Genomic DNA, 15,695 nt, shown 5'->3' with positions numbered 1-15,695 from the left:
CTAATCACAATGTGAGGAAGAGGTGCACCCGTGGCCCGTCACGCATCCGGAGAATCTAATTACCGGCTATCGAAGGAGCTCATCACCGCAGGCGTGGTGGTGATTGCACTGGTCATAGCCCTCGTCGTGTGGCTTGCGGTGCGCTCATCCGCCGATAGCGCTGATAGCACCTTCGCCAAAGAATGCATCGAGGGCGATCTGCCGGTGCCCGTAGCGGTCAGCTCCTCCACCCCCGATGCGGTGGTCTCCTCGCTTGTCGACGAATACTCGCAGAGCTCCCCCGTGGTCAAAGATCATTGCGTGAACCTGAACACCGTCGATGATCCCGCCGGCGCAGCCGTTCTGATCTCCACCGGAACCCGCGGCGAGGTACAACGCCAGCTCGATGCTGCACAGCTTTCTCCCGCCAGCGATACCTGGGCTATCGCCGCGAGCACCCCCGTGGGTCTGGCCTTTAAGCCCGATTCCCCGGCCCCGGATCAGGGCTGGGACGCACAGCCCGCCGAGCGCGTGTTCTACCCCGATCCGACCCAGAATCCGGCCGCCGCGTTAGTCGCCGCCGCTGTGTCCAAAGACAACCCCGATACCGGTGCACAGCTGCTCAAGGACAATACCCTGCCCTCTTTCGAACCCGCAGCCGAGAGCCAGCTTCTCGCCGTGACCGAGTCCGAGACTCCCGAGGGCATGGACTTCTTCGCCCCCGATGACACCCAGGTTCCCACCTTCGTGGTGCCGCTGGTGACCCATGACGTCATTTCGGAGGAACAGTCTCGCGCCGGGGCGCATTTCGCCAAGTTCGTCACCGCCCATAACGAGGGCGCCGAGGACAAGTCCGTCACCTGGGCCACCACCGCCGATATTCTCAACGAGCGTTATGCCCAGGTTCCGGAAGAATCCACTGGCTCCACCACGCAGCCGATCAACCACACCCTGCTGCTGCTCGATACCTCCGAGGCGATGAATGCCTCGCCCTCTGGGCACTCCCTCTATGCCGAAACTGCCCGCATCGCCGATCCCCTGGTGGTCTCCGCGATCCGCGGCGGCGGCACGGTGGCCTTGTGGAACTACTCGTCCCCGCTCAACCCCGGTGTGACCAAGGGATGGCGCAATAACATCGCCTTCAGCAGCGATAGCACCGCCATCGTCGACGCCATGAAGCGCTTCGGCACTGGGGGAAAGCCCCAGACCCGCGAGGCCCTGGCCGCCGCCTTGCCTGTCGCAGCCGACTACGCCGCGAGCACCGGCGAGGCCGTCCAGATTGTGCTCGTGACCTCCGGCACCGTCGATCCGATGAATGATGAACAGCTGCGCACGATCCTGCAGCGCTACGCCGATGCCAATGTGCAGCTCGACGTGCTCACCGTCGGCGGCGGCGCAGAGGACACAGTGGTCACCGACTTCGCCCGCAGCACCGGCGGTTATGTCGGCACCGCCACCGACACCCCCGAAATCGCCGAGGGGCTGCAGCAGTCCTTCGGTATCGAGCGCCCCTAAGCCACAGCCACATCAGGGCTACTACGCAGCAGAGTTTCTCTGCTGCGTAGTAGCTTTTGGGATAAGCGGACATGCCACAGCCCAGGGATAGAATCCACCAACTATCCCTGGGCTGTGTGCGGTGAAACGAGTGTTTAGGAGCTGCGACGGCGACGTCGAATAGCGAGCTCGTCTTCCACCTCGAGCTCGGCATCGCCATCGATGCGCTCGGAGGGGAATGCGGAGATGGTGCCGGTGAGCTCCTTCATGATGCCCGGCACGGCGATACCGAAGACGCCCTGACCGTCAGCGAGAAGGTCGATGACCTCCTCCGAGGAGCGGCACTCGTAGACGGTGGTGCCATCGGAGACGAGAGTAATGGTGGCGAGATCGTCCACGCCAAGATCGCGGAGTTTATCCACCGCGAGGCGGATGTTCTGCAGGGAGATACCTGTATCCAGCAGCCCCTTGACGATCTTCAGCACGAGAATGTCTTTGAAGGAGTACAGACGCTGCGAGCCGGAGCCACGGGCGCTGCGGATCGACGGGGTCACGAGCTTGGTGCGCGCCCAGTAATCCAGCTGCCGGTAGGTGATATTCGCTACCTGGCACGCGATGGGAACGCGGTAGCCAACCTCTTCATCGGGCCCCATGGTGAAGAGGGATTCTTGCACGCCGTGGGTGGTGGATTCAGACATGTGTAATTTCTCCCTTGTTATTTTTCTCTCAGGATACGTGTCCCATAGTGCCGAGGTACAGTCCTCGTTCATTATGAGACACACGTTTCGCTCTTATGCCTCCAGATCAGGAGTGCTTACTCAGAATACTGAGAGCACCGTGAGCCACAGTGGAGACACGCCGAAACTCTAAACCTTTAGTTTAAGCTTAGGGTGCCTGAATCACTTTGTCACCTTTTGTCACACTAGAGGTCAGTTTTATCGTCCTCGCTGCTATCGCCGCGCAGGTCGGATTCTTCCACTCCCATCGAGCGCAGCAGGGATTCAAAGTCCGCATCTGCCTGGGCATCACCGGAGGCCGAGGAGAATTCATCCGCGGTATCACTGACATCCTCGCAGTCGATACCAAAACCGCGAGAGAGATCATCGGCAGAGACGAACACGCCGGTGCGGCGCAGCACGTCCTCGGCCACGGAGATCGGGAGCTGTTCTTCTCGCGCCAACAAGATCGCATCCGAGGGACGCATATCCAGCACGGTGCCATCGCCGCAGACCAAGCTGGCGGTGAAGCGACCCCGGACATAGCCGTCGATGCGTACCTCCATCGCGGAGCCGGCGTGGGAGTCAGCGAGCTGTAAGAGCACATCATGGGCACGCGGGCGCACCGGTGCTCTCCCCTGCTCGCGCGCTGCGATGGCGGCCGCAGCATCCTCGCCGATCCAGATCGGAAGAATGCGGGTGGTGCCGACGACGCGGAGGAATATGACGTTATAGTCCTCGGGCGGAATCACGAACACACCGTGATAAACGAGATCAATAAAACTGCGATCATTCATGGGAGTAGCGTCCTTATACTCAATGCTAAAAAAGAGCCACGATGTAGCGGCGCTACCCCGTGACTCTCATGGTGGTGTTACTCGGTGCGGCTAGGAGCGAAGATCGTTTTTCACCAGGCTCGCATGCAGCGACACCACCAAGGCGGTGAGCTGCTCGGAAATCTCTTGGGCCTTGTGCTTGGCCACGTCCGAGCCCGACTGCGCCACCGGGGTGGTCACCTGGGAAATAAGATCCGCTTGGCGGCGCGCCGAATGACGCACCGACTTCAGATGGCGAACATCGAAACCGAATTCCGTGAGCGCCCGCGCGGTCGAGGCCACACGCACGTCATCGGCGGTGAAGAAACCAGCGGGATCGGCGCTAATCAAGCCTGCGCCAGCGAGCTCGCTGACGAATTCCTTGTCCACGTCGGCCTGCGCCGCGACGTCATCGTCGGTCAGCCGGGTAATGGCCGGGGCCCGAAACTCCTCCGGGCTGATGATCGGCTCCACCTTCGTGGCGCTGAGCAGCGCGGTCACCTCGCCGGAGTCCATGGCCTCGAGCTGCTGGCGGATGACCTTCAGCGGCGTGTAGTTATCGCGCTGTGTGACGAGGATGTAGCGGAGACGCTCCACATCCTTGTCCGTGAAGCGGCGATAGCCGGAGGGAGTGCGGGAAGGTGTGATGAGGCCCTCGGATTCGAGGAAGCGAATCTTAGACACCGTCACATCAGGGAACTCGCCCCGCAGGCGCTCCAGCACCACGCCGATAGACATGGTCTGCTGGCGCGCATGACGCAGTGGCTTCACGCTGCAGTCTTTAGAATCCCGTAGTGCGCTCACGTTGTTTTTACCCTTAGGTTTCTTCTTTTGATCTTTCGGTTCACGCGGTGCCGCGCGGCGTCTCTACGCCTACGACACGACCCGTATGCATCCTTTGTAGCCTAGCCGAGGGCTGGGGCGCTACTACTTTTTTGGACCGGCAAGGAAAACGAGGCGGAACTTGCCGATCTGCACCTCATCGCCGGTGTGCAGTGCCTCAGCATTCTTCGGCTCGCGGTTGACGTAGGTGCCGTTCAGGCTTCCCACGTCCACTACCTCAAACTGGCCCTCGCCATCGCGACGGAACTCGGCGTGGCGACGAGACACGGTGACGTCATCAAGGAAAATATCGCTCTCTGGGTGGCGCCCCGCAGTGGTGGTCTCCTGGTCGAGCAGAAAACGCGAACCGGCGTTCGGGCCCCGCTTCACCACCAGCAATGCTGCCCCCTCGGGCAGGTTGCCCGCGCCAGCATTCGCCGGTGCAGCCTGAGCCCCAGACTCCATTTCCTTAAGCAGATCAGCGCGGAAAACAGATGTTGTCTCCACCTGAGTCTGGGAAACGTCAGTGTTGTCACTCATTGAGAAAAACCTCCGGTTGCTCGAGCACAGTGTGTCTTCGTCCCTCACCGCGGGTGCGGTGGCCGCCGTAGCGCTGGGTGAACAAAATCGTCTGCCCTACGGAATCTATCAAGCACAGCTCGTCGCTGCAGGGTCGTAATGTCTACATCATACGTGGCGTAGTAGCTCTTGGGTGTTTAAGCCCAGTGCCTGAGCCCGTTACGATTGCGTAACAAAACCTTAGCGCGCTGGGCAGCCTCGCCCACGGCCGACATAGCCTATGAGCTTCATCACACGCCGGTGATGAGGGGAGTTATCGGAACATTCCTGATATCCCGCCCATCACCGAGTTACCGCTGCCGGACAAGGGGTTGTCATTGACCATGTAGGTCCATGTGGCCGAGGGGCGCACGAGCCCCTCATCGCCGAGGTGCGCGCCCTCGTTATCGATCAGCACATCCTCGAAGCTCTGCACGGCATCATCCACGGCCTGCTGCACGAGCTGCTTGAACTCGGAGACAGCAATGCGGTGGAACTCGTCGATGGGCGTTTCTTTCGCAATCGCCCGCAGGTGAATGGACTCGCGGACATCGTCGAGAAGCGCGAGATGCTCACTCCAGCCATAGTCCAAGTGATAGAGCATGATCTCGCGGGCAGCCTGCACCAGCGTCTCGTGCTCGACGGTCTCCTCCAGCTCAGCGGTGCGCTGGGGGCTGCGCTGCCGGAACTCCTCGAGTGCCTGCTCGGAATGCAGCAGGCGCTGGCGCCGCTCATCGATGATCACGCGCTGATCTGCCAGCAGCTTGTTGTATTTCCAGGTCTGGGCGTGGATCTCCAGCAGCTGGCCTTCGGTGACGCGCTGACAGTGCTCGATAAAGTCGCGCACCTTCTTCGAATCAATAGCTCCGGCAGCATCTGGGCGGGCGTGGATCTGCGTGCCTCCGCCGCCGGCATGCACCACATCATCGTCGAGGGCAACAAAAAACACCGAGCTACCGGGATCGCCCTGGCGTCCGGCGCGCCCGCGCAGCTGATTATCGAGCCGGGCTGTGCGATGCCGCGCGGTACCGATCACGGCAAGTCCGCCGCGCTCCACCACGGCGTCGTGATCGGCCTCATCGGCGCCGCCGAGCCGGATGTCGGTGCCGCGGCCTGCCATCTGGGTGGACACCGTCACCCGCCCGAGATCACCGGCCTCAGCGACGATCGTGGCCTCCTCGGCATCATTTTTTGCATTGAGCACGCTGACCGGAATGTCGCGCTCTGCAAGGGCTGCGGCCAGCTCCTCGGATTCGGCCACGTCGTGGGTGCCCACCAGCACCGGCTGGTTCCGGCGATGCAGCCTGTCGATCTCCTCCACAATTGCCTTGTTCTTCTCGGCGATGGTGGCATAGATGCGGTCTTGTTCATCGAAGCGCTGCAGCGGCGTATCCCGCTCGATCACCGATACCCGCAGGTCATAGAATTGGCGCAGCTGATCGGTAGCCTCCACCGCGGTGCCGGTCATGCCGCAGACCAGCGGATAGCGCTTCATCAGCGCTTGCAGCGTAATGGTGTCGAGGATGCGCCCGCCATCAGAGACGACCAGGCCTTCCTTCGCCTCCACTGCGGCTTGCAGCCCATCGGGCCATCGTTGCAGGTCAGCGACGCGCCCGCGGGAGGCGTCGATAAGCGACACCTTGCCCTCGCGCACGATATAGTGCACATCCCGAATCAGCAGTGCTTGGGCGTGCAGCGCGAGATTGACGTGCACCAAGGTAGTGCCGATGTGCTCCTCGTCGTAGAGGGTGTCAATGCCCAGGACTTCCTCGACATAGTGCGCGCCGGCGTCATTGAGAAATACATTGCGCCGCTCATCATCAACATCGAAGTGTTCGCCCTCTTTGAGCCGACGCACGATTTCGGTGATCCGCCCGGTCGGCGCCGTGGACTGATCCGTGCCCGCCAGCACCAGCGGCACCAGAGCCTGATCCACCAGCACCGAATCGGCCTCGTCGACGATCGCCACATCCACGCCCGATTGCACCGCATCCTCGGCGCGGGTGATGAGCTGATCCCGCAAGACATCGAATCCGATCTCATTGACCGAGCTGTACACCACGTCCGCGGCATAGGCGTGACGACGCTGCGCCGCCGTCATTTTCTCCGAAATGAAGGACACGCTCACCCCAAAGGGGCGGAACACGCTCTCCATCCGGGTGGCATCGCGCTGCGCAAGATAGTCATTGACCGTGATCACGTGCACCCGCTGGCCCTGCAGGGCAAAGCCCACCGCCGCCATGGCCCCAGCTAGGGTCTTTCCCTCACCGGTGGCCATCTGGATCACATCGCCGGCCAGCAGCCGCTGCGCGGCCTGGTACTGCGAGATAAACGGCTCCTCATCATGGGCGGCGGCACTGCAGGCGCCGATGGCGGCGAGAAGCCGTGGCATATCGCTGATCGTGGTGCCCGCGGCACGGGGGCTGCCGGATAAGCACTCCGCCGCCACTGCTGCGGCATGGTCGCCGCCAAGAGCGGAGCCCTCGCTGCGCAGAATCTGCTGCGCCTGCTCGGCTATACCCAAGCTCTTCTTCTCGTGCTTGGTCTCCTTCGCTCCGAGCGCCTTCCAAAACCACTTCATGCCAGCCACCGTTTTTGGCCATCCTCCTCGAACAGCTCCCAGATCGGGCGTGGGCCCACCCCAGAAGTCATCGCGTGCTATCGGTGTTCCAGCTTAGCGCTCGCCCCAGACACTCTCGGCAGCCTCCCACACGCACTCATCCCACCTCTCCGAGAAATCCGGCACCATTCAGCCGCCCATTGCCTACCTAAACGCCCAGCTCGGAATGCCTTTATAGAGAGGCGCTGAGGCGTCGGTGAAGCCGCGGCGAACACTGATTAGACTGGGCAGCATGCACTCAGTCTCAGTGAAACTACCGTCCTCCACCGGCTCGCTCATGGCAGGAACCCTCGACCTTCCCGATGGCACTCCCAAAGCCTTCGCCATGTTTGTCCACTGCTTCACTGGCTCCCGCTTCACGCCGGCGGCCTCTCGCGTGTCCAAGACACTCGCCGATGAGGGCATCGCCTGCCTGCGCTTCGATTTCCCCGGCCTGGGACAATCGGAGGGCGAGTTTTCCCGCACCTCCTTTAGCTCGAATGTCGCCGATATCCGCGCCGCCTATGAGTGGCTCGAGAGCAACTACGAGGCGCCGCAATTACTGGTGGGGCACTCCCTCGGCGGGGCGGCCGCACTGCGGGCTGTATCCGCCAGCACGATCGAGCGCATGCGCGGAATCCGCGCGGTGGCCACTATTGGCGCCCCCTTCGACCCCGCGCACGCCGTGCTGCACTTCGCCGACCGTATCGGCGATGTGGATGAGCATGGCGCAGTGACGCTGAAGCTCGGCGGGCGCGATATCACCATTTCCCGCGAATTCCTCGAGGATCTCGCCGAAGTCAATCCGGAAAGTTACCTGCACCGGCTCAAGGTGCCCCTGCTGTTGCTGCACTCCCCCGTGGACCAGACGGTGGGCATTGATAATGCCCAGAAGATCTTCCTCTGCGCCCGCTACCCGAAGTCGCTGGTGGCGTTGGATAAGGTCGATCACTTGGCCACCCGCCCTGGGGCCGCGCAGCGCGCCGCGCACCTCATCGCCACGTGGGTAAGCCCCTATCTGCAATCGACGGCCGACTCCGACGCCGAGGATGTCCTGCCCGAGGGCGTGGCCCAAGCGCAGTCCATTCCCGCCGGCGCATTCACGGACTTGGTCCACACTGGCTCACGCAGCTTCACTACCGACCGCGAAAAGGAACTCGGCGGCAAAAACCTCGGTATCGCGCCCAGCTCCTTGCTCATTGCTGCGCTCGCCGCGGCCACCTCCGAGGAAATCCGCGCTGCCGCCCGCGAGTCGCGCATTCGCGAGCTGGAGGACGTCCGGGTCTCCGTGACCACGGTGGTCGGCACCGACTCCGACCAGCCGGTACTGCGCCGCAATATCTCCCTGATCGGCAATCTCAGCGATGAGCAGCGCGCGGAACTGCTCGCCGCACGCGATAATTCCCCTGTCGCCGCCATGCTCTCTCATGTCCGGATCGAGGATATCGATGACTAATATGCCGGGTCACATCCTCGATGGGGACACCCGCTGCCCCTGCTGCTCTGGACAAAGCTACGGCGAGTGCTGCGGTATCTACCACGGAATCAGCTGCTCCTGGGACGTCACCTGTGCGCCGCCGGCCCCCACGGCCGAGGCCACCATGCGCGCCCGCTACACCGCCTTCGCTGTGGGCCACGGCGATTATCTACTCGCCACCTGGGCACCAGAGGATTCGCCGGCGCGTTTATCGCTTAACGGTGAATCAATGAAGCTCTACCGGCTCGACATTCTCGAAACCACCCAGGGCGGCCCCATGGACGATGTAGGAACAGTCAGTTTTGCCGCCTATCATCGCGGCCCGAACGGCCCCTTCATTCAACGGGAACGATCTCTGTTCCGCCGCCGCGCCGGGCTCTGGTTCTACACCAAAAAAATTCCTCTGACCTGCTGATTGGACTCGCCGGCCAACACTGCTGTAATCTACTCGCTGTTGGAACACGCCGCCCCCGTGGCGCGGGTGAACAACATCGGACTGTGGCGCAGCTTGGTAGCGCACTACACTGGGGGTGTAGGGGTCGCAGGTTCAAATCCTGTCAGTCCGACTCTTCAGAGGCCGCAGGCCGGACATCGTCCGGTCTGCGGTTTTTCCTTGCCACCACCCGGCCAACTGTGCCCGCAGGCCATGCAGCGCTCTTCGCGGCGGGCAGGTGCTTGGTAGATATTGGCGTATCCCACTACCCTTGAGACGATGGCTTCGAGCCTAATGACAGCGATGTGCCGCCGATAGAGCCGCGGCGCGTGCGGAAAGGACAGATGATGACCGACGATCGCCACCGGGACTCGTGGAAGGACTACGACGACGAGCCCACTCGCTTCATTCCGCGCGATACCTCGCCCCAGGGGCGCGGGGATTCCTATGGCCACTACGACGATGCCGAGGACTTCGCCACGAGCGAGTATCGTGGCGCGCCGGATGAACCGCCGCGCACCGAGCAGACACAATATCTCGGCCCGCAGGGCAGCCAGCAGCAGCCTGCTGGGGAGCGCCCGCGCCAGTACTACGCACCGCTGGAGGAGGAGCCGGGCTATTCCCAGGGCCAGCCGCAGGGACAACCTCCAGCCCAGCCGCAGGCAGCCGCCTATCCTCCGCCGAATTATGTGCCGCCGCAGGAGGAGAAAAAGTCCTCCTCCCTGCCGTGGGTGATCGCGGTGCTCGCCTTGGTCGTGCTGGCCGTGGTGTTGGGCATGTTTGCCTTCGGCGGCGATAAGGACTCCGCAACCGAGTCCACTACCCCGCCGCCGCCAGAGACCGTCACCGAGACCGTCGAACCGGAGGCCCCCGCCCCCACTGAGGACCCCGAGGTGCAGCAGCGTCTGGAGGAAGAAACCGACCGCCTGCGCGAATCCGTCGAATCGCTCACCTCTGAGGTGCAGGCCCCTGCCGCCGAAATTCCGGATGTTCTCGACGATAACGGCGTGGTGGCTGTGGCTCAGCTCAAGGCGCGCGGCTTCTCCGATGTCCGCACCGTCGATGCCAACGGCGCCGAGATCAGCGGCACGGATCTGCTCACCGGCACGGTCACTCGGGTGGATCCGCCCGTCGCCACCGAGACGGATAAGGCCACACCGATCACCTTGGTCATCGAGTAGCTCCTTCTCGCTCGCAGCAGCAGACAACAATGCCCCTCAACCATCAGAGGTTGAGGGGCATTGTTGCGTCGATAAGCGTGCGATTAACGCTTCCGCTTTTCGCGCACGCGCACGGCGATGCGCACCGGCGAGCCCTCGAAACCGAAGGACTCGCGGAACTTGCGCTCTAGGTAGCGGCGATAGCCGGCATCGAGGAAGCCGGTGGTAAACAGCACGATCACGGGCGGACGGGTGGAGGCCTGGGTGGCGAAGAGCACGCGCGGCAACCGGCCAGCCTTCATCGGCGGCGGGTTCTGGGCAATGGTTTCGCGCACCCAGTTATTGAGCTTGCCTGTAGAAATACGCGTATCCCAGCTCTCCAGCGCCTCGATGAGCATGGGTTCGATCTTTTGCAGGGCACGCCCCGTTTTCGCGGAGATATTCACGCGCCGCGCCCACGGCACATGCGCGAGCTTCTCCTCGATATCACGCTCCAGCAGATCCCGCTGGTCCTCGTCCATCAGATCCCACTTGTTATAGGCGATCACCAGGGCCTTACCGGACTCGATCACCATGCCGAGCACGCGCTGATCCTGCTCCGTGATCGGCTGGGAGGAATCGACCAAGAGAACGCACACCTCGGCGGAGTCGATCGCGTTTTTGGTGCGCAAGGAGGCGTAGAACTCGTGGCCGCGGGCATGCTTGACCTTCTTGCGCAAACCCGCGGTATCCACGAACTTCCACAACTGGTTATCCAGCTGCACCAAGGAATCCACCGGGTCCACAGTGGTGCCCGCAACATTGTCCACCACCGCGCGGTCCTCGCCGGTGAGTTTGTTCAGCAGCGAGGATTTACCCACGTTCGGCTTGCCCACCAGCGCCACGCGACGCGGGCCGGAGGTAATAGAGGCTGCCTTGGGCGTATCGGGGAATAGCCGCACAACCTCGTCGAGCACATCGGCGCCGCCGCGACCATGCAGAGCGGATACCGGGTAGGGATCTCCGAGGCCGAGCGCATAGAATTCCGCCATTTCGGCGTATTGGCCATCCGATTCAAACTTATTGGCCACCACCAGCACCGGCACGTCGGCGCGGTGCAGCTTGCGGGCCATCACCGCGTCCGCATCGGTGATACCCACCGTGGTATCGACCACGAATAGGATGATGTCGGCCTCGGCCATGGCATTCTCTGCCTGGCGGGCGATGGCGGCATGCATGCCCTTGGCGTCGGGGTCCCAGCCACCGGTATCTTGCACCCAGTAGCGGCGACCATTCCATTCCGCAAGATAGCTGACGCGATCGCGGGTCACCCCAGGAAAGTCCTCCACCACGGCGGCGCGGCGACCCAAAAAGCGGTTCGTCAGCGTGGACTTGCCCACATTGGGCCGGCCCACAATCGCCACGGTGCACAGCTGTTCTTCCACGATCTCTGGGGAGGTGATCCCCAACGCGGCCTCGAGCTCCGCCCACTCTTCCTCGGTGCGGGGGCCATCAGGGCCAAAGCGGGGGTCGTTTTCATCCACGGGCCCCTCGACCTCAAGATCCTCGAGATCCTCGGTGCCATAGCCTGATGCGTAGTAGACCTCGCCAAAGTCGGCTTCGTCGAAATCGTCCTCATCAAAATCGGAGGCGCCATAGCCCTCGCCTGGGGCGAGCACATCCTCTTCGGTGAAGGCCTCATCGGCGGGCAGTTCGCCGCCATCAGCTACGGCGTAGACGAACTCGGTGTCGCGATCGAGATCCTCGTGGTTCTCGCTGTCTCCAGCGCTGTGAGTGGTGCTCATGATCGCCTCCTCTCGGTGGTGGTATCGGTGGTGCTTGTCGACGCCGTCTCCGTGCCCGCAGACGCAGAGTCGGTGTCAGTGGCGATGGCGGAGTCTTCGACCAAGGCCATCAGGGTGTCGAGGACCTCATCGAAGCTCATGTCCGAGGTGTCGATGATGTGCGCGTCCTCGGCCGGTTTCAGCGGCGAGGCGGCGCGAGAAGAATCGGCCTGGTCGCGGCGTTTCACATCGGCCAGCACGTCCTCGAAATAGCCACCGCGGCCCTCCTTGCGGTTTTGCTTATGGCGCCTTTCGGCACGTACCTCGGGGCTGGCGGTCAAATAGGCCTTCACGGGGGCGTCGGGAAGCACCACGGTACCGATATCGCGGCCTTCTACTACGCAGCGCCCTGCGGAGGCAGCCAAGGTGCGCTGCAGGCGCACGAGGTTCTCGCGCACCTGCGGGATCGCGGACACCGCGGAGACAGCCTTGGTCACCTCGGGGCCACGGATCTCCTGCGAGACATCCTTGCCATTGAGCAGCACCTCGGTGGACTCAGGATCGTCATTGACGGCCAGCGGCAGGTGCACAGTCGCCTCAACAACGGCGGCGGTGTCCTCGGGTTTGATGGAGCGCCGCAATACGTGCAAGGTGGCCACGCGATACATCGCGCCGGTATCGAGATACTTGGCGCACAGCCGGGTGGCCAGGGCGCGGGAGGCACTGGATTTGCCGGTGCCGGAGGGGCCATCGATGGCCACGATCAAGCCGCCTGCGGGCTTATTAGCAATGCTGCATTTCATAGTTGATCACACGCCCCTTGATCTAGAGCTCCACAGCCTTGTAGAGGCTGCGCAGCTCGGAGTCGTTCAACGCCCGCAGCGAGCCCGGAGTCTGCTCGCCCAGCTGCACGGTGTGCAGCTTGGTGCGCACCAGTCGCTGGACGGGATAGCCGGCCTCTTTGAGCATGCGGCGCACAATGTGCTTACGGCCCTCGTGCAGGTCCAGGCGCACTAGGGAGCGACCTTGGTTGGCATCAATGATGCTCACCTTGTCTGCCTTCGCGATGCCATCCTCGAGCTCGATGCCCTCGCGCAGCTGCCGGATGAGCTTCCGATCGGCCTCACCGAGCACATTGGCCACATAGGTCTTCGATACCTCATAGCGCGGGTGCATGAGCCGGTTAGCCAGCTCGCCGTCATTGGTCAGCAGCAGCAGACCCTCGGTATCGGCGTCGAGGCGGCCGACGTGGAAGAGCCGCTGTCCGGCGGAGAGCTTCTCCCCCACGATATCGCCCACGCAGGGCCGACCCATGTCATCGCTCATGGTGGACTGCATGCCGCGGGGCTTATTGAGTACGAAGTACTGCAGGTTCTCATCAATGCGCACGCGCACCCCATCGACGCGCACCACCGAGTTATTCGGATCGATGCGCACCCCCTGGGTGGTGATGATACGGCCATTGACCTCGACGCGCCCCTCATCAATGAGACGCTCGGACATGCGTCGCGAGGCCACGCCGGCCTGGGCAAGCACCTTTTGCAAACGCACGCCCTCGCCCTTGTCGTGGGAGGGGTTGGCGGTGATGTCCTCGGGACTGACGTGCTGGTGTCGCGCCGGCTTCGCCTGCGAGACGTAGATGGAGCTGCCACGCTGGGCGCGCTGTTCGGGCTGCTCGGTGGAATTCGGTTGAGCCGACTCGGCACTATGAGACGAACGCGAGCGGAAGCCCTTGTTGTCCGGTGTGCCATCTCGGCGAGCGGAAGATGTCATGTATGCTCCTAAAACTTGCGGTGCAATTATCGACCGCCCAGTGTATCACCGCAGCCGGTCAGAGTGGCTATCAGAGCGCGCGCGGCAGTCTCATCGGCCAGCCGCGCCTGCCCCTGCGGCACACTCGCCACATAGGGCGTGGACGTGACCACACTAAATTCCTCAAGATTGAGCCGGGTCGCAAGATCTGGCTCCGGCGGCACACTGCCGCCGATCAATCCCGCCACCGTGATCCCGCGGGCCCGGGCCGCCTCCACACTGAGCTCTGCAAGGTTGAGCGAGCCCAACCCCACCGAGGTGACCACCACGAGCGGCGCCTCCAGGCGGGCGGCCACATCGGCAATGGTCCACTCGTCGGCAATCCGCACCAGCAGCCCGCCGGCGCCTTCGACGAGCACCAACCGGCCCGGGCCATCGAGTTCCGCGATCTGCTGCACGGTGGGTTCCAGCTCCAGCTGTTCCATGCCGGCGCGCCGGGCCGAGATATTCGGTGCAAGCGGCTCGGGATAACGGGCATATTCCACCACCCGCTCCACCGCTGGGCACAGTGCCTGCACGGTGGCGAGATCCCCCTGCCCCTCCGGTTCCCCGGTCTGGGCGGGTTTCACCACGGTGACTTCTAGGCCCATATCGCTGGCGACGGCCGCCAGCGCGGCGGTGGCATAGGTTTTTCCCACATCAGTATTGGTTCCGGTGATCACAACAATGGCCATGGTGGGCGGCTCCTTCGCGGACGTGCGGCAGGCTGTGCCGCAAGGGTGACTACAATGCTCGGCGGCGCGGGCGCGGCTAAGGGCGCGGCTGTGTTAGTGCTGCAGCGCCGCTGCGGCCGCGCTACGCAGCGCTCGGGTAATGCTGGCGATGTGCTCGCTGCTGGAAATAAAGGGCGGCATGGCATAGATGAGCCGGCCGAAGGGCCGCAGCCACACGCCCTCGGCCAGAGCGGCGGCGGTGGTGGCCTCCATGTCTACTGCCTTCTCCATTTCCACCACGGCAATAGCGCCGAGCACCCGCACATCCGCCACGCCGGGTTGATCGGCAAGCCCCTCGAGACCCGCCGTGAGTTCAGCTTCGATCCGCGGCACGCTCTCTCGCCAATAGCCCGAGGCGATCAGCTCCACGCTGGCCCCGGCCACGGCGCAGGCCAGCGGGTTGCCCATGAAGGTGGGGCCGTGCATGAGGGCGCCACCGCCAGCAGGACTGGAAATAGCCTCCGCCACCTCCGCGGTGGTCAGAGCGGCAGCGAGCGTCATAAACCCGCCGCTCAGGGCCTTGCCCACGCACATAATATCGGGAGTGATACCGGCGCCGCTGGTGGCGAATAGCTCGCCGGTACGGCCAAAGCCGGTGGCGATCTCATCGGCGATGAGCACCAGATCGTGGCGATCACACAGCCGGCGAATCCCGGCCACCAGGGCGGGATCATGAAAGCGCATGCCGCCGGCGCCTTGGACCACGGGCTCGATGATGATCGCGGCCGTGGTGGCGTCGATATGCTCCTCCATCTGGCGCAGATAGCGTTCGCTCTCGGCCGGATCGCAACCGCGCACTGGCGGCGGGGGCGCGAAGCGCTGGGTAGCAAGCACGCCCTGCCACAGCGAATGCATCCCGCCCTCGGGATCGCACACGCTCATCGCGCCGAAGGTATCGCCGTGATAGCCGGAGCGCCAGGTGAGCAGACCGGTGCGCTCGGGGTGGCCCTGACCGCGCTGATACTGCAGCGCCATTTTGATCGCGACCTCCACCGAGACCGAGCCGGAATCCGCGAAAAACACCTTGTCGAGACCCGCCGGGGTGAGATCCACGAGCTGCTCGGCCAGCTCAATTGCTGGGGCGTGGGTGAGACCGCCGAACATCACATGCGGCATAGTGTCGATCTGCCGTTGGGCGGCGGCCACTAAGGCTGGGTGGCGGTGCCCATGGCAGGCCGCCCACCAGGAACTCATGCCGTCAATCACTCGGCTGCCACCATCGAGTTCAAGGTAGACACCCTCGGCGGCGCTGACGAGTCGGCTCTGCATGGCCGCGGGCATGGGGCCATAGGGATGCCACACGTGGCGGCGATCGAAGTCGAGAAGATCCGTGCTACTACGCAGTCGACTCTGT

General features: G+C 63.3%; 14 protein-coding genes and 1 tRNA gene. 5 read left to right on the top strand and 10 right to left on the bottom strand.

Features of this window, described 5'->3' with window-relative positions; translation table 11 throughout:
• Positions 1–30 precede the first annotated feature (30 nt).
• The gene (locus KR227_RS00150; RefSeq protein ID WP_218363205.1) at positions 31–1,494 is read left to right on the top strand and encodes a hypothetical protein; all 1,464 of its coding nucleotides are present in this window, start codon (positions 31–33) and stop codon (positions 1,492–1,494) included.
• A 134-nt stretch (positions 1,495–1,628) separates the two neighbouring features.
• Here KR227_RS00150 and KR227_RS00145 read toward each other — a convergent pair whose 3' ends face one another.
• From KR227_RS00145 to secA2, 5 genes are all read right to left on the bottom strand, one after another.
• Positions 1,629–2,171: a MerR family transcriptional regulator gene (locus tag KR227_RS00145; RefSeq protein ID WP_151528825.1), complete on the bottom strand. Its 543-nt coding sequence runs from the start codon at positions 2,169–2,171 to the stop codon at positions 1,629–1,631.
• Between the two features lie 224 nt (positions 2,172–2,395).
• Entirely contained in the window at positions 2,396–2,986 is a 591-nt protein-coding gene (locus KR227_RS00140) for a bifunctional nuclease family protein (RefSeq protein WP_218363204.1), read from the bottom strand.
• Positions 2,987–3,076: 90 nt separating this feature from the next.
• Entirely contained in the window at positions 3,077–3,742 is a 666-nt protein-coding gene (locus tag KR227_RS00135; RefSeq protein WP_218363647.1) for a MerR family transcriptional regulator, read from the bottom strand.
• Between the two features lie 189 nt (positions 3,743–3,931).
• Complete coding sequence (gene odhI / locus KR227_RS00130; protein WP_151528827.1) at positions 3,932–4,366, bottom strand: oxoglutarate dehydrogenase inhibitor Odhl; 435 nt, start codon at positions 4,364–4,366, stop codon at positions 3,932–3,934.
• Positions 4,367–4,658: 292 nt separating this feature from the next.
• On the bottom strand, positions 4,659–6,974 hold the full coding sequence (gene secA2, locus KR227_RS00125) for an accessory Sec system translocase SecA2 (RefSeq protein ID WP_218363203.1): 2,316 nt from the start codon (positions 6,972–6,974) through the stop codon (positions 4,659–4,661).
• A 262-nt stretch (positions 6,975–7,236) separates the two neighbouring features.
• On the opposite strand from secA2, the gene KR227_RS00120 reads away from it, so the two are divergent.
• From KR227_RS00120 to KR227_RS00105, 4 genes are all read left to right on the top strand, one after another.
• The gene (locus KR227_RS00120) at positions 7,237–8,439 is read left to right on the top strand and encodes an alpha/beta fold hydrolase (protein WP_218363202.1); all 1,203 of its coding nucleotides are present in this window, start codon (positions 7,237–7,239) and stop codon (positions 8,437–8,439) included.
• On the top strand, positions 8,432–8,875 hold the full coding sequence (locus KR227_RS00115) for a YchJ family protein (RefSeq protein WP_370625105.1): 444 nt from the start codon (positions 8,432–8,434) through the stop codon (positions 8,873–8,875). The genes KR227_RS00120 and KR227_RS00115 overlap by 8 nt, the downstream gene beginning before the upstream one ends.
• 77 nt (positions 8,876–8,952) lie before the next feature.
• A tRNA-Pro gene (locus tag KR227_RS00110) sits at positions 8,953–9,026 on the top strand.
• A 211-nt stretch (positions 9,027–9,237) separates the two neighbouring features.
• Positions 9,238–10,074, top strand: coding sequence for a PASTA domain-containing protein (locus tag KR227_RS00105; protein WP_218363201.1), 837 nt, complete (start codon positions 9,238–9,240; stop codon positions 10,072–10,074).
• Between the two features lie 83 nt (positions 10,075–10,157).
• On the opposite strand, the gene der is transcribed toward KR227_RS00105, so the two are convergent.
• From der to KR227_RS00080, 5 genes are all read right to left on the bottom strand, one after another.
• Positions 10,158–11,837, bottom strand: a complete 1,680-nt coding sequence (gene der / locus KR227_RS00100) for a ribosome biogenesis GTPase Der (RefSeq protein WP_218363200.1) — start codon at positions 11,835–11,837, stop codon at positions 10,158–10,160.
• On the bottom strand, positions 11,834–12,619 hold the full coding sequence (cmk, locus tag KR227_RS00095) for a (d)CMP kinase (RefSeq protein ID WP_218363199.1): 786 nt from the start codon (positions 12,617–12,619) through the stop codon (positions 11,834–11,836). The genes der and cmk overlap by 4 nt, the downstream gene beginning before the upstream one ends.
• Positions 12,620–12,641: 22 nt before the next feature.
• The gene (locus tag KR227_RS00090) at positions 12,642–13,589 is read right to left on the bottom strand and encodes a pseudouridine synthase (RefSeq protein WP_218363198.1); all 948 of its coding nucleotides are present in this window, start codon (positions 13,587–13,589) and stop codon (positions 12,642–12,644) included.
• Between the two features lie 26 nt (positions 13,590–13,615).
• Positions 13,616–14,302: a dethiobiotin synthase gene (bioD, locus tag KR227_RS00085; protein ID WP_218363197.1), complete on the bottom strand. Its 687-nt coding sequence runs from the start codon at positions 14,300–14,302 to the stop codon at positions 13,616–13,618.
• Positions 14,303–14,395: 93 nt separating this feature from the next.
• The gene (locus KR227_RS00080) at positions 14,396–15,685 is read right to left on the bottom strand and encodes an adenosylmethionine--8-amino-7-oxononanoate transaminase (RefSeq protein WP_255549028.1); all 1,290 of its coding nucleotides are present in this window, start codon (positions 15,683–15,685) and stop codon (positions 14,396–14,398) included.
• Between the last annotated feature and the right edge of the window lie 10 nt (positions 15,686–15,695).

Source organism: Corynebacterium sp. TAE3-ERU30 (assembly GCF_019209925.1).
GTDB classification, from domain to species: domain Bacteria; phylum Actinomycetota; class Actinomycetes; order Mycobacteriales; family Mycobacteriaceae; genus Corynebacterium; species Corynebacterium megadyptis.
This window is presented reverse-complemented; position numbering and strand designations above follow the sequence as displayed.

Excerpts from the sequence above, each read along its gene's own strand:
- odhI (WP_151528827.1), bottom strand. The coding sequence starts at position 4,366 with ATGAGTGACAACACTGACGTTTCCCAGACTCAGGTGGAGACAACATCT.
- KR227_RS00120 (WP_218363202.1), top strand. The coding sequence starts at position 7,237 with ATGCACTCAGTCTCAGTGAAACTACCGTCCTCCACCGGCTCGCTCATG.
- KR227_RS00115 (WP_370625105.1), top strand. The coding sequence starts at position 8,432 with ATGACTAATATGCCGGGTCACATCCTCGATGGGGACACCCGCTGCCCC.
- der (WP_218363200.1), bottom strand. The coding sequence starts at position 11,837 with ATGAGCACCACTCACAGCGCTGGAGACAGCGAGAACCACGAGGATCTC.
- KR227_RS00140 (WP_218363204.1), bottom strand. The coding sequence starts at position 2,986 with ATGAATGATCGCAGTTTTATTGATCTCGTTTATCACGGTGTGTTCGTG.
- KR227_RS00145 (WP_151528825.1), bottom strand. The coding sequence starts at position 2,171 with ATGTCTGAATCCACCACCCACGGCGTGCAAGAATCCCTCTTCACCATG.
- KR227_RS00105 (WP_218363201.1), top strand. The coding sequence starts at position 9,238 with ATGATGACCGACGATCGCCACCGGGACTCGTGGAAGGACTACGACGAC.
- KR227_RS00135 (WP_218363647.1), bottom strand. The coding sequence starts at position 3,742 with ATGTCTATCGGCGTGGTGCTGGAGCGCCTGCGGGGCGAGTTCCCTGAT.
- cmk (WP_218363199.1), bottom strand. The coding sequence starts at position 12,619 with ATGAAATGCAGCATTGCTAATAAGCCCGCAGGCGGCTTGATCGTGGCC.
- KR227_RS00090 (WP_218363198.1), bottom strand. The coding sequence starts at position 13,589 with ATGACATCTTCCGCTCGCCGAGATGGCACACCGGACAACAAGGGCTTC.
- bioD (WP_218363197.1), bottom strand. The coding sequence starts at position 14,302 with ATGGCCATTGTTGTGATCACCGGAACCAATACTGATGTGGGAAAAACC.